This window comes from Aminobacterium sp. EBM-42, assembly GCF_001896635.1.
In the GTDB taxonomy this organism is placed as follows: Bacteria; Synergistota; Synergistia; order Synergistales; family Aminobacteriaceae; genus Aminobacterium; species Aminobacterium colombiense.
In genome coordinates, this window is the sequence record NZ_MPPC01000010.1 from 67662 (window position 1) to 87491 (window position 19830).

Here is a 19830-nt window from a genome sequence, read left to right on the forward strand (position 1 = left end):
GGGGGAGTACCAATGCATGAAATGTCTCTTGTGGAGTCTGTGATTGAATCTCTTCTTGAGTTGAAAGGCCAGCACGGCTGGAAACGGATAGAGAAAGTAACCCTTCATGTCGGAGCCATGCGTCAGGTCATTCCTGATGTTATGATGTTTGCCTATGAAGTGGCAACAGAAGGGACTCCCCTTGAAGGTTCTCGTATGGAAATTAAGCAAATACCCATGGGCTTTCAATGCAAGGGTTGCCTTAAAGAATGGGGAGAGGATCAAATGGATTTTATTTGCCCTTTCTGTGGAAGTTACGAAGTAAATGTTCTATCTGGTATGGAACTGGATATAGAGTCTGTGGAGGTGGAAGAGGACCATGGCGAAAGTATATAAAATAAGGCAGTCTGTTATGGCCGCCGATGAAGAATTTGCCCGCCGGATGAGGGATGAAAGCCATCACCGTGGCATTCTTGTGATCAATATTATTGGTTCCCCCGGAGCTGGAAAGACCACCCTTCTCGAAGCTACAAAAAAGGCGGCCTCCTTCAGGTTTGCCGTTATCGAAGGAGATATTGCCACATCGCGAGATGCCGAGCGGTTGTCTAAACTGGGAGTTCCTGCTATTCAGATAAATACCCATGGGGGCTGCCATCTCGAAGCGAATCTTGTGAGTAAGGCTTTTAAAGAGCTTCCTCTTGAAGATCTTGATGTTATTTTTATAGAGAATGTAGGGAATTTAGTGTGCCCCGCGGAATTTGATATCGGCGAAGATATGAAGGTCGCGGTGAGCAGCGTTCCAGAAGGTGCTGATAAACCCCTCAAATACCCCCACCTTTTTTCTGAGGCAAAGGCAGTGCTGCTGACAAAAATGGATCTGGCCCCCTACGTCCCCTTCGATATGGATCTCTACAAAAATGATTTGCAGCATCTGAACCCGCGTGTGGAATGTATAGAAATAGAAGCTTTGAACGGAAAAGGGATTGACCGATGGGTGTCACTAGTTGAAACATGGTTGAAGGAGAAACGTTCTGTATGAGTGTAGCTGATTCTATTTTAGATAAACTGAACCCAAGGCAGCAAGAGGCAGTGCGTTATTGTGATGGGCCACTCCTTGTACTGGCAGGGGCGGGGAGTGGTAAAACCCGTGTCTTAGCCCATAAAATAGCTTATCTCATCGAGAAGGGGTACGCTTCACCCAAGGGCATTTTAGCTGTGACCTTTACAAACAAAGCAGCCAGGGAAATGGGGGAGAGAGTGCAGGCCTTGGTCGGAGCCAAGGCTTCGGCAATGCAGGTAAGCACCTTCCATTCTTTTGGTCTCCACTTTCTTTTTCGCAATAGCGACCAGCTGGAATTTCTCGGTCTCAGAAAAGGCTTTGCCATCTTTGACCGGAACGATAGCCGTTCTCTTGTAAAGAAAATTATGGAGGATCTAAAGCTTGATCCAAAACAGATAGATCCGACCAACGTCCTTGACCATATTTCAAAGGCTAAAACAGAAGGAAACCATAAAACCCTTGAGCCTGTAGGTCTTGAAGGAATAGAACATGAGGTCTATAGAAAATATCATGACGAACTTCGCAGGCAGAATGCTGTAGATTTTGACGACCTTCTTATTTTGCCTCTTCACCTTCTTATGGTTGACGAAAAACTTCGTGAGCAAGAGCAATCCCGTCTGGACTGGATTCTTGTTGATGAATATCAGGACGTTAACAAACCCCAGTATTTCTTGCTTCGCAGACTTATTGGGACAAAAGGAAATATTATGGTAGTAGGCGACCCTGATCAGTCTATTTATGGTTGGCGGGGAGCCGATATGACCATGATTCTTAATTTTGAGAAAGATTTCCCGGCGGCCAAGGTGGTAGTTCTTGATCAGAACTATCGGTCTACAGGAAATATATTAAAAGCGGCCAATGCAGTTATTATCAGCAACGAACGCAGAAGGAAAAAGAACCTCTGGACAGCAAGGGATATGGGAGAAAAAATTTATGTCCTCCTCGCCCCTAACGAATACCAGGAGGCAGATTTTATTTTATCTGAGATGCATAGACTTCATAATTTCTGCGGGTACAGGTATGGGGACATGGCGGTATTGTATCGGATAAATGCCATGAGCCGCATATACGAACAAAAATGCATAGAAAAAGGGGTTCCATATCGAGTTGTGCGAGGCACCGCTTTCTATGATCGTAAAGAGATTAAAGATGTGCTTTCATTTATGCGTTTGGCTGTGAATCCTCTCGATGGCGCCTCATTAGGAAGAATAGCAAACGTTCCGACCCGTGGGATTGGTAAGAAAAGCCAGGAAAAGCTTATGGAGGGCCTTGGGGCCATTCCTGAAATGGAAGCTGAACAGCTATGGAGAGCTGTGGCCGATGGAAAAGATCTGGGGTTGACGGGAAAAGCCAAGATTGGTGCGATGGAATTAGGCCGTCATATGTTTAATATTATAAAAAGATCAGGTAGTTTTCATGATGTTCTTCTTTATATTCTTGATAGTATAGAATATGAGGATCAGTTGAAAAAAGACGACCCCGAAGGATGGGAAGAGCGGGTAGAAAATATACGTGAGTTAGGCTCTTTGGTCACTAGTGGTGGTGATCTCGCGGAGGTTCTGGCTGAAGTAGCCCTTTTTACAGACCTTGAAACTACAGATATGGATGATCTTGAAGCTGTGAACTTCCTTACCCTCCACGCAGCCAAAGGACTCGAGTTCCCAGTAGTATTTCTTGTGGGGCTCGAAGAAGCGATCTTCCCTCATTTTAAATGTCTTGAGGTTCAGGAAAGTCTCGAAGAAGAACGGCGTCTGTGCTATGTTGGTATGACTCGGGCTGAAGAGAAACTTTATATGTCTGGCGCCCGGAGTCGACGCCTTTTTGGCACAGTGTTCCGTAATGGGCTTTCCCGGTTCTTATGGGAGATTCCAGACGGAAATAAAAATGTTGATGATCGAGGCGAGGAGGAGAGGACCAATGCTGGTTTTGGGAGTGACAGGAGACGTTGGGGCTGGTAAGTCAACTGTAAGCCAAATCTGGAAAAGCCTTGGCGCTACTATTATCGATGCCGATGCATTAGCCCATGAGGCGTGGAAAGACACCACAGTGCTTCGTAGGGCAAGTGAGCGTTGGGGAACCCAGGTCCTTCTTGGAAATGGCCATATAAATCCGTCGGTGGTGGCCTCCATTGTTTTCTCCGATATGACGGAGTATGAATGGGTTTGTGACATGATCCATCCATTTGTCCGTATCGAAATGGAACGGAAAGTTGCCTCTCTACAAGGATGGGTTATAGCGGAGATTCCCCTTCTTTTTGAAAACAGGATTCCCTGGTGGGTCGATCTCTCTGTTTACGTAACAGCCCCCCTTGATCTTCGCCTAGCAAGAAACGAAGTGCGGGGATGGAACAAAGAAGAAATAGAACGTCGCGAACGTTTTCTCCGTAACGCTGAAGAAAAGCGCGCTGAAGCCGATCTGGTTATACGCAATGATAGCTCAATTGACACTCTTGAACAGAGTCTGAGCCGATATGCGGCCTTATTTAAGAAAATGGCCGCTCTTTGCGAAATAAGAGGCTATTCTTCCGATGAACTTGTTATACGGAAGGCCGCCATACGATTAGGAGCCTCTGGTCAGGTCACAAGAATTGAAATAGTGCCCTTGACAAACGCTCTGGTTCGAGGCGGTTCCCTTTCTATGAACAAAAGATATATGATGAGGGCCTATTCATGTGAGTTTTATTGGGCCTTTGTTGAAAGGACATTGACAGAAGAGGGACTTGAAGAAACTGAGCTTATTTCGATTCGCCGCCTTTCTCGCTCTCTTCGGAACGAGCTAGTGGAGGAGATCATTGGGTGAAAGTAATAACGAGTCATATGGGAAATGATTTTGATTCCATCGCAAGTATGGTAGCGGCGTCTAAATTATACCCCGACGCTGTCCTTTCCCTGTCTGGTTCCACGAGCCGGACGGTGCGGGATTTCTTGAGGAAATTTCCGCAGCGCTGGCCAATTGTGACTCCTCGCAAAGTGCGTAAGGATGAAGTTACTCAGCTGATTATCGTCGATACTCGGTCTCGATCCCGGATTGGTCCCTATGTTACATTGCTTGGGCGCAAAGATGTTTCGGTTCATGTGTACGATCACCACCCTCCCTCTTTCGACGATATTGATGGAGAACTTATGGTCATAGACCCCGTTGGGGCCACTACCACCTTACTTGTAGAGATTCTTCTTGAACGGCAGATACCAATTACACCCCATGAAGCGACCCTTTTTGCCATGGGAATTTACGAAGACACAGGAGGCTTAACCTTTGGCGGCACGACGGAGAGGGACTTTCATGCCATCTCCAGACTCAAAGAGTTAGGAGCCGATCTGACAATCATCCCTTCCCATATAGAGATGAGCTTCTCTGCCCCTGAGCGGCGAATTCTTGATCTCCTTATCGAGAACGCCTGGGTTCGTTATATAAACGGCGCTCGGGTAGTTCTTTCATACACATCTTCCCCTGTATATGTGGACGGCCTTTCTCTCTTCGTTCATCGACTTAGAGATTATTTTGCCGCAGAGATAGCCATTGCGGCTGTCCGCATGGAGAAGAGAACCTATGTAGTGGCGCGAAGCCACGAGAGCATTCTGGATGTATCGAAGTTTCTCGCCCATCTCGGTGGAGGGGGACATCCCCAGGCCGCCTCTGTGACTTTGCATAATGTGCGCCCTCTATCTATACTGGAAAGTCTTGAAAAAAAGCTGGAGGAATCCATTCAGCCCCGTATCAAAGTGGAAGATATAATGACTAGCCCAGTTATGGCTGTGGAGCCGGATTCTTCGGTGAATGATGCCTACAGGACCATGATAAGGTATGGTCACTCCGCCCTCCCAGTTGTTTATGGAGAAAAGGTCAAGGGCATCATTACCAGGAAAGACCTTGACAAGGCCCAGCTTCACGGTTTTGGCCTGGCTCTCGTGAGGGAATTTATGACGGAGGGCGTTATTTCAGTATCAAAAGAAGCTTCCATAGCAGAGGCCCATCGGATTCTTGTTTTTCACAATATAGGCCGTCTTCCTGTGCTTGACGGCCATGTTTTGGTCGGGATAGTGACCCGTACAGATCTCATCCGGGCTCTCTATCCAGAATCCCTCCCCCCTGAAGAAAGAAAGATAGCTCCAGAGATGCCGTGGACAGATAACCTGGAACATCTTTTAAAAGAAACTCTTACTCCGCGCCAGTATGAAATTCTTATTTATCTGGGAAAGGAAGCTCAGTCTCTCGGCATGAAAGCCTATATCGTTGGAGGTATTGTGAGGGATATTATGCTTGGCAGAGAGAGCCTTGACCTTGATGTGGTTGTAGAAGGAAACGCAGTGGATTTCTTGAAAAGCATAAATCAGGAAGGGTGTCACATATCGTTGCACGAGCGTTATAAGACAGGTTCCCTCATTTTTTCTGATGGCATGAAAGTTGATGTGGCCACAGCCCGTCGCGAGTTCTACGAGTACCCATTGGCCCAGCCCAGGGTATCCAGCGATTCCCTAAAGCATGATTTGTATCGTAGAGACTTTACCATTAACGCTATGGCTGTTTCCATAACCCCTGATTCCTGGGGAACTCTTATCGATTACTTCGGCGGACGAAGGGACTTGAATAAAAAAACACTGAAAGTACTCCATAACCTGAGTTTTGTTGAAGATCCCACAAGGGTCATCCGGGGCATACGTCTTGAGCAGCGTCTTAATTTTCACTTGGAAGATAATACTCTTCGCCTTTTGCATAGTTGTTTAAAAGGCGGTCTTCTGGCCCGGCTTTCAGGTTATCGTCTTCGCAGCGAACTTGAATTGACCATGCAGGAAAAGGCTCCTTTCCCTGCGTTAAAGCGGATGGCCGAACTCGGTGTATGGGATATTCTCTTTCCCGGATTACGTATTGGAAAGACAGCTGTGCGGACTATTCGCCGTCTTTCTGCTTTTCTTGCCCGTATATCAAGAGATTTTCCTGACTTCAGAGGATATGAATGGCTGGCGTTTCTCGCTGCCCTAGCCATAGAATCTCATGAAACAGTTCAGTTTGCTATTCTTGACCGTTTGAGTCTGGCACCAAGAGAACGGGATATCATGGTACAATCCCTTGACGGCCTTCGTGCGGCAGAGCAGGATCTGGGAGGTCGAACCCTTGTAAAGAACTCTGAAATTTATGGTTATCTCCGTGAGATATCGCCTGTAACGGCCTTGTTCTGGAGCGCTGCTACGGAACGCTGGCGGGTGAGGCGTCGGATTCTTTCTTACTTGACTCGCCTTTATAGAACTAAGAGCCACCTGACAGGTCGCGATCTGATAGAGATGGGGTACAGGGGGGGGCCTCAGATCGGAGAGATTTTATCTCAGCTGAGAGATCGTTGTTTAAACGAAGAACTGACTACCCTCGAAGAGGAAGTAGCCTGGATAAAAAACAACTTCCCCTTAGAGTTGCGACAAACAAAGCGCCATTGAATATATAAGGAGTGTGAGAGCTATGTTCCATTTTCCATCCCTTCCTGAATTATTATTAAGCCTCCCTGCCGTATTATGGGCCATAACATTCCATGAATTTTGCCATGGCTATATGGCCTATCTTTTAGGAGACCCTACGGCTGAAAGAGCAGGCCGTTTATCCCTCAACCCCCTGGCCCATCTCGACCCCGTAGGGGCGCTGATGCTTCTTGTTTTTCGTTTTGGATGGGCAAAACCGGTCCCCATAGATACGCGCTATTTTAAGAAGCCCAGGCGTGATCTTTTTCTTGTTTCCATTGCCGGTGTAACAGGGAATATTCTGACCGCTTTTGCAATAGGACTGCTTATACGTCTTTTCCCGAGTTTCTTTTTGGGAAATTCCGCCCTCCGTCTCTTTATGTTCCTCATGGTGGCTATCAATGTGGGGCTGGCGGTGTTTAATCTGATCCCAATTCCTCCCCTCGACGGTTCGAAGATTCTGTATGTTCTTCTACCGCCGCAGTGGCTTGAAAAATATTTTTGGCTCGAACAGTATGGGTTTATTATTCTCATGGTTCTTCTTGCCCTAGGAGTTATTCAGGCCTTTATGAACCCCATTGTCTTTTTGTTGATACGTTGGATTCTATAATCAGTGTAGAGTGAGAAGAGAGGATGAGAGATAGTGAAATTACTTTTAACGAATGACGATGGAGTATTTGCACCAGGACTTATGACCATGGCAGCTCACCTCGCTGATAAGGGATATTCATGGGCCGTAGTGGCTCCAGATCGTGAAAGAAGCAGTGTGGGACACGCTATAACCTTGACCCGCCCCCTTCGTCTGTGGAGTGTGAGCCAGGGACTTTATCCCGAGGGACAGAATGTGAACGCTTGCGACGGCACTCCATCGGATTGCGTTGTTTTGGGAATAGAGGAAGTGCAGCCTGAAACAGATATGGTTATTTCGGGAATCAACAGCGGCCCTAATGTGGGAGATGACCTGACCTATTCCGGCACTGTTTCGGCAGCTATGGAAGGGGTCATTATGGGATGCCCGTCAATAGCGGTGTCGTTGAATTGCAGCAGCCGTGATGATACCTGCCATTACAGAACAGCCGCCGTCGTAGTGGAAAAAATATTGAAAGTCATTGAGAAAGAACCGCTGGAAGAAGGAGTATTGCTCAATGTAAATGTTCCTAATCTCTCCTTAACCTTATTGAGAGGCGTCAAGGTTACCCGTAAAGGGGTGCGTCTTTACGAAGGGAAAGTTACGAAACTTCGAGATCCCCACGGACGGGCATATTATTGGGTTTCAGGCCGGCCGGAAGACCAGCTTGTGGAAGGCTGCGACGTCTGGGCTCTGGCCAATGGTTATGTCTCTATAACGCCAGTCCATATGGACATGACTCACTATCCGTCACTGGAGCGATACAGCGAGAACGGACTTCAAAAAATAAACTTTTAGTTACTTTAAAAAAAATAGTTGACAAAGGTTCATTGACGTGTATAATCTTCTGCTATAAATAATAAGCAGTTGCGACACGGCAATGAAAGGGAAGAGTAATCCCTCCGCTATTCAACAGAGAGAAAAGGTCATCGGCTGAAAGCCTTTTCAGAATATGGGGGAAGAATAGAGCCCTTGAGCCGGCCTCGAAGAAAGACATTTTTGTCAAGTAGAGGCAAGAGAGCGGGCAAAGGGAAGGGAACATTACATCTTTTGCCAATAAGGGTGGCACCGCGGGTATCAGACCCGTCCCTGGTTGTACTGGGGACGGGTCTGTTTATTTTTTAGGGATGTTGGAAAGGGGAGTTCTTGAAAATGTTAGATAAGAAAAAGGTAGTTCTCGCGTATAGTGGGGGGCTTGACACATCGGTGGCCACTATGTGGCTCAAGGAACAGGGGTATGAGGTTATTACCATGACCGCCGACGTGGGTCAGCAGGTGGATCTTGAAGCTGCCAAACAGAAGGCACTTAAAAGCGGCGCTTCCAAGGCCTATGTTATGGATCTGAAACAGGAGTTCGTTAAAGAGTTTGTTTGGCCTGCCTTAAAGGCGAATGCCATGTATCAGGGGACCTACCCCTTGAATTCAGCTCTTTCCCGTCCGCTAATTGCCAAAGTTATGGCTATGGTGGCAAAAAAAGAGAACGCGGGAGCCGTGGCCCATGGTTGTACCGGAAAAGGGCAGGATCAGGTGCGAATCGAAGTGTGCACCAATGCGCTAAACCCCGAACTTGACGTTTTGGCCCCTGTGCGAGACTGGCATTTTAGCCGAGAGGCAGAGATGGAGTATGCCCAGGCCCACGACATCCCTGTGATGGCTACTACAGCTTCTCCATACAGTATAGATGAGAACATCTGGGGCCGCTCTATAGAATGCGGCATTTTGGAGGATCCGTGGAACGAACCCCCTGCAGACGCATATACCCTGACAGTGGACCCATGGAATGCCCCAGACCACCAGGAGTTTGTGGAGATAACTTTTGAAAAGGGAATTCCCGTTGCTTTAAATGGCGAAGCAATGGATGGCCCTTCATTGATTCAGACGCTGAACGAGCAGGCTGGTAAACATGGAGTAGGAAGGATCGACATGGTGGAAGACCGGCTTGTAGGCTTTAAGAGCCGGGAAGTCTATGAGTGTCCTGCGGCCATGACTCTTATTGCCGCCCATAAGGCTCTTGAAACTCTGACCCTTGATAAAAAAGTTTTAGCTTCTAAAAAAGAGCTGGAGGTGAAGTATGCGGAACTGACCTATGAAGGATATTGGTACTCTCCTTTGAAAGAGGCAATTGATTCTTTTGTAGATACAACTCAGGAATATGTAAACGGTGTTGTTAAGGTCAGGTTCTATAAAGGTCAGGCAGTGGTACGGGGGATGAAATCGCCCAACTCCATATACCAGCAAAATCTGGCCACCTACTCAGAGGGCGACGCATTCGATCACGCAGCGGCTGTCGGGTTTATCAAGATATGGGGACTTCCTGTAAAAACATGGAAACAGGTTCACAAAGACAAAATGCCAGTTGAAATCTTTTGCTAATGGTGCCAGGTCTTGAATTTTTGCATACCCCCCGGGGGGAGGAGAGATGGTAATGAAAAAGAGTGTAGTGCTAGTAATGTTTTTTGCGCTTCTGTTAGGGGTTGTCGGGGGTCCGGCATTTGGAGCAGGGTCCGTTATGGAGAAGGACACGGTGATTATTGGGACTTCCGGTTCCTACCCTCCCTTTGAGTTTCATGATAAAACGGGGGCTCTGGTCGGTTTTGACATAGATCTTGCCAATGAAGTGGTTGCTCGCCTTGGCAAAAAGGCGGAGTGGGTGGACATGGCCTTTGATGGGGTTATTCCTTCACTTCTGACCGGGAAGATCGATATGATCGCGGCGTGCCTGAGCATCACTGAAGAACGAAGCAAGAAGGTCGCTTTCTCTACTCCTTATATGGTGAGCCTCAGTGCCTTTGTGCTCAATAAGGATAGCGGTGAAATGGCAACCCTTGAAGACCTTAAAGGAAAGACTGTTGCCGTTCAGCTTGGAACGACGCAGGATGTATATATTTCAGAAGTGGAAGGAGTCACGGTAAAGCAGTTTCCAAAGCTGAACGATGCTGTTCGAGAGGTGACTCTTAAACGTGCCGACGCTTCTCTCATGGACGAAACCGTAGCTGAAACATATATAAACAGCGAAGAGTTCAAGGGGCAGCTTAAAAAATCCTTTACAGTGGAGTTGAAGGGTGCCAAGCAGGCTTTGGCCGTAAGCCAAAACGACCCTGCTTTTCTGGAGGCTGTAAATAAAATTGTGGTTCAGCTTCAGGAGGAAGGGTTTATCTCTGAACTCCACAAGAAATGGAACACTAAAAAGGAGTAGGTTTCTCTACTTTATGAGCATAAGAATGAGGGTGCCAGTAAATAGCTGGCACCCTTTTATTTTGCGGACATTTTTAAAAGCTGTACAATAGAGAAAATGTTTTTCTCATTATTCCCGAAAGGATGGGTCGATAAATGGCAGAAGAAAAAAGGTTGCCCCCCCGTGGGAAAATAATTATTGCATTAACCATTTTCGTTATGGTCATTTTTCTTTTAACTGCTTTCCTCGGCAGAGAAACAGTAGGAACTCTTTTTCAGGGAAAACTACGGTACTTCTGGATTATAGTACTTCTTGCCATAGGCTATTTTGCAGCCCATGACAACAGGCGTTGAATCTTGTCAAGTTAAGACAATGGACGGAACATCAAAAATGCCTCTGCAGGCGCGTTAGGTAAATCCACAATGGTTTCGCGGCCCTGCTGGATTTTTTGCGCTTCCTCTTCCCTAAAGAGAGTTAACTGCTTTCTTATCTCTTCATTCTTTCTGGCCAATATGCGGAGGGCTAGAAGAGAGGCGTTTTTTGAGCCGTCGATGCCAGTGGAAGCCACAGGAACCCCTGGGGGCATCTGGGCAATAGAGAGAAGGGCATCAAGACCGCCAAGGGTTCCTGCAGAGACGGGAACACCTATTACCGGCAGAAGGGTATGAGCCGCTAACACGCCAGGCAGCGCCGCCGACAAACCGGCTATGGCTATAATGACCTCAAGGCCTCTATCCTCGGCGAGAGCTGCATACTGGGCCGCATCTTCGGGGGTTCTGTGGGCTGACGCAATAGTCACTTCAAAAGGAACATTGAATTGGTTCAGAATCTCCGCAGCTTTATGGGCAGCTGGAAGATCAGATTTAGACCCCAACACAATTCCTATCTGTGGTGTTTTCTCCTCACTCATAGAATACCTCCTTATCGCGCTTTGGCCGCAATATCTTTACGATAATGAGCTCCCGTAAAGTGTATCTTCCTAACACTTTTGTACGATTGTTCGAGGGCTTCCTCCAGGGTTTTTCCAAGGCCCACTACATTGAGCACCCTTCCTCCCGCAGTGACGATCTCATCCTTTTCATTCAAGGCAGTTCCGGCATGAAACACTAGAACCTTGCCAGTGGCAGCGGCTTCATCAAGGCCGGTGATAGGATAACCTTTTGTGTAGGCACCGGGATAACCTTCAGAAGTCATCACCACATCCACAGCCCACTGGGTGGAATGAATTTTCGGCAGAGACCGCAGGTTCCCATCGCATGTTGCCATTATGAGCTGGGCGAAGTCAACATTTAATGTGGGTAAAACCACTTCTGCCTCTGGATCTCCGAAACGCACATTATATTCCACGACACGGGGACTTCCGTCCGGATCAATCATCAATCCGAAATAGAGAACGCCGCAGTAGGAAATATTTTCAGATCGCAGCCCCGAAAACGTAGGGGAAATTACAGTTTCCTCTACCCGGCGCAGCAGATCTTCATCTACCCAGGGGACAGGGCAGTAGGCCCCCATTCCGCCAGTATTGGGACCTTGATCATGGTCAAAGACCCTTTTGTGATCCTGGCTGCCCGGCAATATACGATAGTTTTTTCCATCGCTCACGCATAGGATGGTTAGTTCCAGGCCGGGCATAAAATCCTCAATAATGATTTTCTCTCCAGAGGTTCCCAGCTCTTTTTTGACAAGAAGATTGGAAATGACAGCCAGGGCTTCTTCTCTTGTCTGAAGAACGAATGCCCCTTTCCCCGCCGCAAGACCGTCTGCCTTTACAACGAAAGGCGCCTGGCGCTTATTGAGAGCCGCCTCTCCTTCTTCTATGGAGAGGCAGACATCGAAGGGGGCCGTTGGAATAGAGTGGCGTGCCATGAACTCTTTGGCGAAGATCTTGCTTCCTTCCAGAGACGCACCTTCCCTTCCAGGGCCGAAAACTTTAAAGCCGTTCTTGCGCAAAAGGTCGGAGGCCCCTACGACGAGGGGAGCCTCAGGGCCTACTATAATGTAATCCGGCTGAATTTTTTTGGCCAGGGCCAGTATCTCTTTCTTGTTTTCTACAGAGGCGCTGTGCAATGTAGCCAAATCTTTCATCCCTGGATTACCCGGGGCGGCATGCAATTCATTGACTTTTTCAGATTGAGAAAGAGCCCAGACGAGGGCGTGTTCCCGACCGCCGCTTCCAATCACAAGAAAATTCACAGGGCTCCCTCCTTAATGACGGAATGTGCGCCAGCCGCTAATGAACATGCTGAGTCCCAGCTCTTCCGCCCTTTTAAAGACTTCGTCATCTCGTACCGATCCGCCAGGTTGAATAATAGCCTTGATACCAGCTTTGGCTGCTGCTTCTACGCCATCTGGAAAGGGGAAAAAAGCATCGCTGCCCATCACGGCGCCTTTTGCTTTTTCCTTAGCCTGGTTTGAGGCAAAATCTACAGCGAATACACGACTGCAAAACCCCATGCCTATTCCCACGGCTTCACCATCTTTTATTATGGCTACAGCATTACTCTTTGAAAGACAGGCAACCTTCCATGCGAGGAGCATGTCTTTCCAGAGATCGTCCCTTCGTGGTCCAATCCATGTTCCCTTATCAGGATTGGGAAGAGGGGGTAAAATGTCCTGCTGTACAAGGAAGCCGCTCCATGTGCTGGTAATTTGCCAGGGGAGCACTTTGCCGCCTTTCCATTTCAGAATGCGCAGAGAGGGTTTATCCTTTTTTAGGAACTCTAAGGCCTCATCTTCCCCATCTGGAACGAGAAGTACTTCTGTAAAATGCTGTGAAACAGCGAGAGCTGTTTCCATATCCAGAGGGCGGGAAAAGCCCACAACGCCACCAAAGGCGGAAAGTGGATCACACCTGAAGGCCTTTTCGTAGGCTTCTTTCAATGTTGATCCATAGGCCATTCCGCAGGGTGTCGTATGTTTAATGACAAGCGCCCCCGGCCCATCCTGAAGCAGGGCAGCTCCCCTCATGGCACAATCGAGATCAAGTATGTTGTTATATGAAAGAGGTTTCCCCCCAAGCTGCACCCATGGCAGTTTCTTCATAGGAGGAAGATAGAGGGCCGCCTCCTGATGAGGGTTTTCTCCATAGCGGAGATCTTGTTCCTTTTTCAGGGGGATAGTGAGCTCTTTTTTCATTTCAGGCTCAACGCCGAGTTCAGAAGAAAGCCCTTCCACGATAGCGCCATCATAGGCGGCCGTATGAGCGAAGGCTTTCAAAGCAAGGCTCTGACGGGTGAGAAGGGTGACGTTGCCTTCCGCATCTAGCTCTTCCAGTATTTGTTCATAGTCTAAAGGGTCGGTCAGTATAATGACATGAGGGTAATTTTTAGCCCCGGCACGGATAAGAGTAACCCCGCCAATATCAATGTTTTCAAGGAGTTCGTCTATATTAGCCCCTCTTTGGGCCACTTCCTGGAAGGGGTAAAGATTGCAAACCACCATATCTATTAAAGGTATCTTAAAAGTTTCTATGTCCCTCAGATCTCCGTCCACATGGCGGCGGGCAAGAATTCCGCCTGAAATAAAGGGATGGAGGGTCTTGACCCTGCCTCCTAAAATGTGGGGGAATCCTGTGAGATCAGAAACTTCTATGACATTTATACCTGCTTCCTGCAGCTTTTTGGCAGTACCAGAGCTGGAAACGATCTCCCAGCCTCTTTCTATAAGTTTCTTTGCAAAATCTTCTACTCCCTGTTTGTCAAAAACAGAAATAAGAGCTCTTTTAGTTGCTGTCATCTATTGCTCTCCTCCCTTGAAAAGAATATGCGCCTTGGAATAGCTTTTTAAGTGTTTGCCAATAGAGATCATATTCTACCTCATGGATCTTTTTTACAAGATAATCAAGGGTGTCTTCTTTTTCAATAGTAACGGCTTTTTGAGAAAGAATAATACCAGTATCCACTCCGCTGTCCACTAAATGGACCGTCACCCCTGTTACTCTTACGCCATAGTCCCAGGCATCCCTGGCCCCATTTGTTCCGGGGAAGGAAGGAAGAAGGGCCGGATGTATATTAACGATTTTCCGTTCCCATTTCCTCACAAACCTGGGTGAAAGGATTTTCATAAAGCCTGCGAGGACGATCCATTCAACATCACGGGAACAACAGAGATCATGCAATACCTTTTCTGCTTTGTCTCTCCCCTCTGTTCCATAGGGAAGCAGCACTGTTTCGAGCCCCTCTCTCTGGGCATATTGCAAGCCTAATGCGACAGGATTATCGCTTGCTACAAAAGAAATTTCACAGGAAAGGTCATGGCTCTTAACTCTCTTGTTGATTTCAGCCATATTGGTTCCTGTTCCAGAGATGAGGATAGCGATACGGGGCATGACTAGTAAACTTCTCCGAATATCACAGGTTTTTCGCCTTCTCTGGTCAGAAAGCCAACAATGCCATCCGCTTCAGAAGGAGAAACTATGAAGCTGTATCCAATACCAAGGTTAAATACATGACGCATTTCTTTTTCTTCTACGCCTGCCTCAGAGATCACCTGGAAAACCGCAGGACGTTCCCATGCTGAAAAATCCACATGGAGCGATAGCCCCGAAGGTAAAACCCTCTGTATGTTCTCTTCCAGCCCGCCGCCGGTAATATGGGCCATCCCGTGGATCTGGTGTTTTTCTATGGTTTTTAAAGCAATTCTTGAGTAGAGGCGAGTTGGACGAAGAAGGGCCTTTGACAACGATTCCCCCAGCTGGGGAAGAAAGGTGTCTATGGGCAGGGCCCTTTCACCTTCCAGAAGTACTTTCCTCACAAGGCTATAGCCGTTGCTATGGATGCCAGAGCTTGGCAGACCGACGAGAACGTCTCCTTTTTCTATGGAACGCCCATCTATCAGCTTTGAAGCCGATACGATGCCGACAGAAAAACCTGCGAGATCAAAGCCGGTTTCAGGGTAGACTCCCGGCATTTCCGCTGTTTCTCCTCCGAGAAGGGCGCAGCCGCTTTCTATACAGGCTTCTGCCGCGCTTTTAACAATTGGCGCGAGCACGTCTTGGTCTAAGCGCCCACATGCAATATAGTCCAGAAAGAAGAGAGGTTTGGCGCCGCAGGTGATGAGGTCATTAACATTCATGGCCACCAGATCCTGGCCAAGGCCGCTGTAATCAGAGGCCAGTTTGGCAACTTCCAGTTTTGTTCCTACGCCGTCACAGCAGCCGGCAAGCATCAGATCATCGCTTATTTTGTAAAGGCCGCTAAATCCTCCAATTCCACCTACCACGTTAGGATCTCTTGGTAGGGTCGACATAATGCGGCCGATGGTACGAACCCACTCATTGCCGCCTTCAATGTCAACACCGGCTTCTTTATAGCTCAAGCTCATCCTGAGTTTCTCCTTCCATATATTCTCCCGTAAAACATGCGGTACAGAGTTCGTTACGGGGTAATCCGATGGCCTGGACAAGATCGTCAACAGTAATATATTCCAGGGAATCGGCTCCTATAATTTTCTCCAACTCCTTAATATTCATACGGGCAGCGGCCAATTCAACACGGCTTGGCGTATCGATCCCGTAGTAACAGGGGAAACAGACGGGAGGAGAAGAGATCCGTACATGGACTTCTTTTGCTCCCCCCGCTCGGATCATGGCTATGATGCGCTGACTTGTTGTTCCCCGTACGATAGAATCGTCGATAACTACGATCTTGCGATCTTTGATCAGATCATGTATAGGGTTCAATTTGATACGGACCCCAAGTTCTCTGACTCTCTGTGTAGGGTTAATAAAGGTTCGTCCCACATATCGGTTTCGTACGATGGCCTTTTCATAGGGGAGAGTGCTTCCTTCCGCAAATCCCATAGAAGCGATGGTTCCGCTATCCGGCATCCCTGTGACCATGTTTGCGGAAAGACATGGAGCTCTTTTAGCCAGGCAGTGCCCCAGTGCTTTGCGGACAGCGTAAACAGAACGACCTGCCAGGATGCTGTCGGGGCGGGCGAAATAAACATATTCGAAGGAGCACTGATAATGACACTTGGTCTGAACAGGAATTCTAATGCTTTTTATCTCATCCTTGTCAATAACCACCACTTCGCCAGGCGCGACTTCTCGAAGTGCTTTCGCCCCTACAAGGTCCAGTGCGCATGTTTCAGAAGAAACATATATGATACGATCGCGCTGTCCAATGACCAGGGGGCGGAACCCCCATGGGTCCCGCGCAGCTACCAATTTCCCGTCGAGAATCATAACCAGGGAATAGGCGCCCTTGAGCCGCCTCAGAGAGTCGACAAAAGCATCGATCATGGGTTTATGGGGCTGATGAGCCATGAGGTGTAGCAACACTTCAGTATCAGTAAGGGAGTGGAAAATAGCCCCCCTGTTTTCAAGGTATTGTTTCAGTGCTTCGGCGTTTGTAATGTTGCCGTTATGGGCGACAGCAACAGAACCTCTGGAATTGCTGGCGGTAAGGGGCTGAATGTTTCTTGGGTCGGAACCACCCGCAGTGGAATACCGTACATGCCCAATTGCACATCGAGTGTCTATTTTAGCCAAAGCTTCCTGATCAAGGGCGAGGTGGACCAGCCCATTTCCCTTTTGAGTTCTTATTGCGTTGTTGTCATCTACCCAGGCAACACCTGCTGATTCCTGCCCCCGATGCTGAAGGGCATAAAGACCGAGATACACATCTTCAAGGACAGGCCCTCCATTTTGGGTAAACGCACCGAAGACACCGCACATTTAACGCCCCTCCCAACGCTCAGTGAGAACCGGGACTGGAAGATCGAATATATTTTCGAGTGTTAGATAGTTTCCACCAATCTGACCGAGTTCCACAAAGGGAAATCCATTCCATACTAACCTGAACTGCACCACTTTGTCTGAAGGGACAGCGTAGAGGGCTCGCGGAGTGCCTTCTCCGAAGAGAAAAACATCCATGCGGGTTGGGAAGGGCATCCTCATCGCCGCTCCAAGACCGGTCATTACGGCTTCTTTTACCAGTGCCGCTGCCAGCCCGCCGCCAGCGATGGGTCGACCGCTATGGGCAAGCTGCTGCCGCGCTGTTTTAAGGGCGCGAAGGGAAAAATCCGTCTCTATTTCTGGGGTGAAGGGCAGTGGCCGCCCCATTGTCTTTCCAGTAGCCTGCAAGAGATACTGGCTGCCGTCCAGAGGAGCATTCATCGCACCAACGAGAAAAAGATGATCCCCTTCCTGCCAGGTGCCGCTTCTAAGATAATGGTCAGGTGAATCTATAACCCCTACGGTTCCCACAACAGGGGTTGGAAGAATGCGCTGAGTTGAACTTTCATTGTAAAGGCTCACATTACCGGAAACCACAGGGCACTCCAGGTTTTTACAGCAATCTGACATTCCGTGGACAACCTCTTCCAGCTCCCAATATTGCTCAGGCTTTTCCGGTGAAGGGAAGTTCAGACAGTCTGTGAGGCCAAGGGGAGTAGCTCCTGCCACGGCCAGCGCTCTGATGGAGCGGGCAACAGTTTCGGCTCCGCCGCGGTAGGGGTCGAGGTAGCATTTCCATGGGTCGGATTCCATTGTCATGGCTATGAGACGACCGGTTTCCTTTATTCTGATAACACTGACTGGCGCCCCCGGTCCCTGAACAGTATTGGCCTGGACCATCTGGTCGTATTGTTCATATATCCACCGTCTGCTTCGAAGAGATGGAGATGTTACAAGATCAAGTACGGCCTTATTGAAATCTTCTGGCATGGGCAGATCTTCCAGATCGAATTCCCATCTTTTTTCAAGGTCTCCCGGACGTTTTGAGGGCCAGTGTATGGATGGGCAACGGTCTCCAATAAGGGAGGCTGGCATTTGAGCCACAACTTCGGAGTTCCACAGGATGGTGTACTGATCTCCGGGGATGGTTTCTCCGATATCGGTACAGTCAAGCCCCCACTTAGAAGCAACAGCAGCTACCTCGTCATAATCTTCTGGCTCGACGATAAGGAGCATTCTCTCTTGGGATTCTGATAAGGCAATTTCCCAAGGGGTCATTCCTTCTTCTCGAAGAGGAACCTTATCGAAATGGAGGATCATGCCAACGCCGCTCTTAGCAGCTATTTCGCTGGAAGAAGACGTAATGCCGGCGGCTCCCATGTCCTGCATGCTGACAATAAGTTTTTTATCTCTGAGTTCAAGACAGGCTTCGATCAGCAGCTTTTCTGTAAAAGGGTCTCCGATCTGTATGGAAGGGCGGCTTGACTTCGTGTCGTCCGAAAGCTCGGCTGATGCAAAAGCTGCGCCAGCTATTCCATCCCTTCCCGTTTTAGAACCAAGGATCAGAACTCGAAGGCCGGGTCTGGCTGTTTTAGAACTTACAAGCTGGTCAAGGCGGACAAGGCCAAGATTAAAAGCGTTGACGAGGGGATTATCGGTATAGCAGGAATCATATACAGTTTTTCCTCCTACTGTGGGAACTCCAACAGGGTTGCCGTAACCGCCCACTCCTTCCACGATTCCCTGTGAAAGTGTCTGCGTTCTCCTATTTTCAGGATCGCCAAAGAAAAGACCGTCCATAGATGCGGCAGGTCTGGCACCAAGAGCAAGGACATCACGGATGATGCCGCCTACGCCAGTGGCTGCTCCCTGGTAGGGCGCAACGGCAGAGGGATGGTTATGGCTCTCTACTTTAAAGGCTGCTCCCCATCCATTGCCAGCGTCGACTACGCCAGCATTTTCACCGGGGCCAAGGATGACTTTTTCTCCAGTGGTGGGAAAATTGCGCAGAAGATGTTTCGTCGATTTATAGCTGCAGTGTTCTGACCACATAACTCCCATGATACGAAGTTCGTTTTCGTTGGGTTCACGGCCAAGAACGCGTTTTATCTCTTCATATTCTTCCTGTCTCAATCCAGCCAGGCGATAGTCCATCATCTGACACCTTCCTTTTTGATCCATGCTTTGATCGATTGCCACATTACAGCTCCGTCGTCTCCGCCTAAAAGCAGTTCGCTGGCTCGTTCCGGGTGAGGCATAAGACCTAAGATATTTCCTTTTTCATTGGTAATCCCTGCAATATGGTGTAAAGCTCCGTTTGGGTTGTGCTGCTCAGCTATTTCTCCATCGCGGGAAGCATATCTGAACACCACCTGATTATTTTTTTCCAGTACTTTCAAATCTTCTTCCGGAAGATAAAAAAGCCCTTCATGATGGGCGATGGGGAACTGAACTATCTGTCCTTTAGAGTAGCGAAGGGTAAAGGGTGTGTCATTGCGTTCTACCTTCAAATAACAGGGGCTGCAGATAAAACGAAGAAATTTGTTCGCAAGAAGCACTCCAGGCAGAAGACCGGCCTCTGTAAGTATCTGAAAACCGTTACAAATACCAAGAAGGAGCCCCCCCTTTTCAGAATACTCACGAATGGCATCCATAATTGGAGAGCGTGCAGCCATAGCGCCAGTGCGAAGATAGTCACCGTAGGAGTAGCCTCCTGGCAGAACAACAAGATCCGTGTTTGCTGGCAGGTTCTTTTCTTTATGCCACACAGTTTCTACTGTGGCCTGAACTACATGGCGCAGGGCATAGACTACGTCCTGGTCGCAGTTGCTTCCAGGAAAGACCACTACACATGCTTTCACG

The 19830-nt window shown here is 48.3% G+C and carries 18 protein-coding genes; 10 read left to right on the forward strand and 8 right to left on the reverse strand.

Annotation, left to right across the window (positions count from 1 at the left end):
• Positions 1-12 precede the first annotated feature (12 nt).
• The 10 genes from hypA to BUC50_RS02375 all read left to right on the forward strand — a co-directional run bounded on the left by hypA (position 13) and on the right by BUC50_RS02375 (position 10642).
• The gene (gene hypA / locus BUC50_RS02330) at positions 13-375 is read left to right on the forward strand and encodes a hydrogenase maturation nickel metallochaperone HypA (RefSeq protein WP_013048567.1); all 363 of its coding nucleotides are present in this window, start codon (positions 13-15) and stop codon (positions 373-375) included.
• Positions 359-1018 carry a hydrogenase nickel incorporation protein HypB gene (gene hypB / locus BUC50_RS02335; RefSeq protein ID WP_013048566.1) on the forward strand — a complete coding sequence of 220 codons (660 nt, stop codon included), beginning with the start codon at positions 359-361 and terminating at the stop codon, positions 1016-1018. Before hypA ends, hypB begins: the two co-directional genes overlap by 17 nt.
• Entirely contained in the window at positions 1015-2997 is a 1983-nt protein-coding gene (locus BUC50_RS02340; RefSeq protein WP_013048565.1) for an ATP-dependent helicase, read from the forward strand. Before hypB ends, BUC50_RS02340 begins: the two co-directional genes overlap by 4 nt.
• Positions 2957-3838 carry a dephospho-CoA kinase gene (gene coaE, locus BUC50_RS02345; protein WP_013048564.1) on the forward strand — a complete coding sequence of 294 codons (882 nt, stop codon included), beginning with the start codon at positions 2957-2959 and terminating at the stop codon, positions 3836-3838. Before BUC50_RS02340 ends, coaE begins: the two co-directional genes overlap by 41 nt.
• Positions 3835-6468, forward strand: coding sequence for a CBS domain-containing protein (locus BUC50_RS02350; RefSeq protein WP_013048563.1), 2634 nt, complete (start codon positions 3835-3837; stop codon positions 6466-6468). The genes coaE and BUC50_RS02350 overlap by 4 nt, the downstream gene beginning before the upstream one ends.
• Positions 6469-6490: 22 nt before the next feature.
• Positions 6491-7096, forward strand: coding sequence for a site-2 protease family protein (locus BUC50_RS02355; protein ID WP_013048562.1), 606 nt, complete (start codon positions 6491-6493; stop codon positions 7094-7096).
• A gap of 33 nt (positions 7097-7129) precedes the next feature.
• Positions 7130-7912 carry a 5'/3'-nucleotidase SurE gene (gene surE / locus BUC50_RS02360; protein ID WP_013048561.1) on the forward strand — a complete coding sequence of 261 codons (783 nt, stop codon included), beginning with the start codon at positions 7130-7132 and terminating at the stop codon, positions 7910-7912.
• 354 nt (positions 7913-8266) lie between these two features.
• Positions 8267-9487 carry an argininosuccinate synthase gene (locus tag BUC50_RS02365; RefSeq protein ID WP_013048560.1) on the forward strand — a complete coding sequence of 407 codons (1221 nt, stop codon included), beginning with the start codon at positions 8267-8269 and terminating at the stop codon, positions 9485-9487.
• A gap of 52 nt (positions 9488-9539) precedes the next feature.
• Positions 9540-10310: a transporter substrate-binding domain-containing protein gene (locus tag BUC50_RS02370; RefSeq protein ID WP_013048559.1), complete on the forward strand. Its 771-nt coding sequence runs from the start codon at positions 9540-9542 to the stop codon at positions 10308-10310.
• 134 nt (positions 10311-10444) lie between these two features.
• On the forward strand, positions 10445-10642 hold the full coding sequence (locus BUC50_RS02375; RefSeq protein ID WP_013048558.1) for a hypothetical protein: 198 nt from the start codon (positions 10445-10447) through the stop codon (positions 10640-10642).
• A gap of 11 nt (positions 10643-10653) precedes the next feature.
• Here BUC50_RS02375 and purE read toward each other — a convergent pair whose 3' ends face one another.
• From purE to purQ, 8 genes are read right to left on the reverse strand one after another with little or no spacing between them, the layout of a single operon-like run.
• Positions 10654-11199, reverse strand: a complete 546-nt coding sequence (purE, locus tag BUC50_RS02380) for a 5-(carboxyamino)imidazole ribonucleotide mutase (RefSeq protein ID WP_013048557.1) — start codon at positions 11197-11199, stop codon at positions 10654-10656.
• Between the two features lie 11 nt (positions 11200-11210).
• Entirely contained in the window at positions 11211-12482 is a 1272-nt protein-coding gene (gene purD, locus BUC50_RS02385; RefSeq protein WP_013048556.1) for a phosphoribosylamine--glycine ligase, read from the reverse strand.
• A gap of 12 nt (positions 12483-12494) precedes the next feature.
• Positions 12495-14024 (reverse strand): bifunctional phosphoribosylaminoimidazolecarboxamide formyltransferase/IMP cyclohydrolase, encoded by a 1530-nt coding sequence (gene purH / locus BUC50_RS02390; RefSeq protein WP_273313225.1) that lies wholly within the window; start codon positions 14022-14024, stop codon positions 12495-12497.
• Entirely contained in the window at positions 14011-14616 is a 606-nt protein-coding gene (gene purN, locus BUC50_RS02395; protein WP_213700753.1) for a phosphoribosylglycinamide formyltransferase, read from the reverse strand. Before purN ends, purH begins: the two co-directional genes overlap by 14 nt.
• A 2-nt stretch (positions 14617-14618) precedes the next feature.
• A complete protein-coding gene (gene purM, locus BUC50_RS02400) occupies positions 14619-15611 on the reverse strand; it encodes a phosphoribosylformylglycinamidine cyclo-ligase (RefSeq protein WP_286677124.1) in 993 nt (330 codons plus the stop codon).
• Entirely contained in the window at positions 15595-16968 is a 1374-nt protein-coding gene (purF, locus tag BUC50_RS02405) for an amidophosphoribosyltransferase (RefSeq protein ID WP_013048552.1), read from the reverse strand. The genes purM and purF overlap by 17 nt, the downstream gene beginning before the upstream one ends.
• Complete coding sequence (purL, locus tag BUC50_RS02410; RefSeq protein ID WP_041459608.1) at positions 16969-19122, reverse strand: phosphoribosylformylglycinamidine synthase subunit PurL; 2154 nt, start codon at positions 19120-19122, stop codon at positions 16969-16971.
• On the reverse strand, positions 19122-19829 hold the full coding sequence (purQ, locus tag BUC50_RS02415) for a phosphoribosylformylglycinamidine synthase subunit PurQ (RefSeq protein ID WP_013048550.1): 708 nt from the start codon (positions 19827-19829) through the stop codon (positions 19122-19124). The genes purL and purQ overlap by 1 nt, the downstream gene beginning before the upstream one ends.
• Between the last annotated feature and the right edge of the window lies 1 nt (position 19830).

What these genes read in the sequence shown, in the direction of transcription:
- hypA (WP_013048567.1), top strand. Translation starts at nt 13, where the DNA reads ATGCATGAAATGTCTCTTGTGGAGTCTGTGATTGAATCTCTTCTTGAG.
- BUC50_RS02375 (WP_013048558.1), top strand. Translation starts at nt 10,445, where the DNA reads ATGGCAGAAGAAAAAAGGTTGCCCCCCCGTGGGAAAATAATTATTGCA.
- purM (WP_286677124.1), bottom strand. Translation starts at nt 15,611, where the DNA reads ATGAGCTTGAGCTATAAAGAAGCCGGTGTTGACATTGAAGGCGGCAAT.
- BUC50_RS02365 (WP_013048560.1), top strand. Translation starts at nt 8,267, where the DNA reads ATGTTAGATAAGAAAAAGGTAGTTCTCGCGTATAGTGGGGGGCTTGAC.
- purN (WP_213700753.1), bottom strand. Translation starts at nt 14,616, where the DNA reads ATGCCCCGTATCGCTATCCTCATCTCTGGAACAGGAACCAATATGGCT.
- BUC50_RS02340 (WP_013048565.1), top strand. Translation starts at nt 1,015, where the DNA reads ATGAGTGTAGCTGATTCTATTTTAGATAAACTGAACCCAAGGCAGCAA.
- purE (WP_013048557.1), bottom strand. Translation starts at nt 11,199, where the DNA reads ATGAGTGAGGAGAAAACACCACAGATAGGAATTGTGTTGGGGTCTAAA.
- purF (WP_013048552.1), bottom strand. Translation starts at nt 16,968, where the DNA reads ATGTGCGGTGTCTTCGGTGCGTTTACCCAAAATGGAGGGCCTGTCCTT.
- purH (WP_273313225.1), bottom strand. Translation starts at nt 14,024, where the DNA reads ATGACAGCAACTAAAAGAGCTCTTATTTCTGTTTTTGACAAACAGGGA.
- hypB (WP_013048566.1), top strand. Translation starts at nt 359, where the DNA reads ATGGCGAAAGTATATAAAATAAGGCAGTCTGTTATGGCCGCCGATGAA.
- coaE (WP_013048564.1), top strand. Translation starts at nt 2,957, where the DNA reads ATGCTGGTTTTGGGAGTGACAGGAGACGTTGGGGCTGGTAAGTCAACT.
- purL (WP_041459608.1), bottom strand. Translation starts at nt 19,122, where the DNA reads ATGGACTATCGCCTGGCTGGATTGAGACAGGAAGAATATGAAGAGATA.
- BUC50_RS02355 (WP_013048562.1), top strand. Translation starts at nt 6,491, where the DNA reads ATGTTCCATTTTCCATCCCTTCCTGAATTATTATTAAGCCTCCCTGCC.
- BUC50_RS02370 (WP_013048559.1), top strand. Translation starts at nt 9,540, where the DNA reads ATGAAAAAGAGTGTAGTGCTAGTAATGTTTTTTGCGCTTCTGTTAGGG.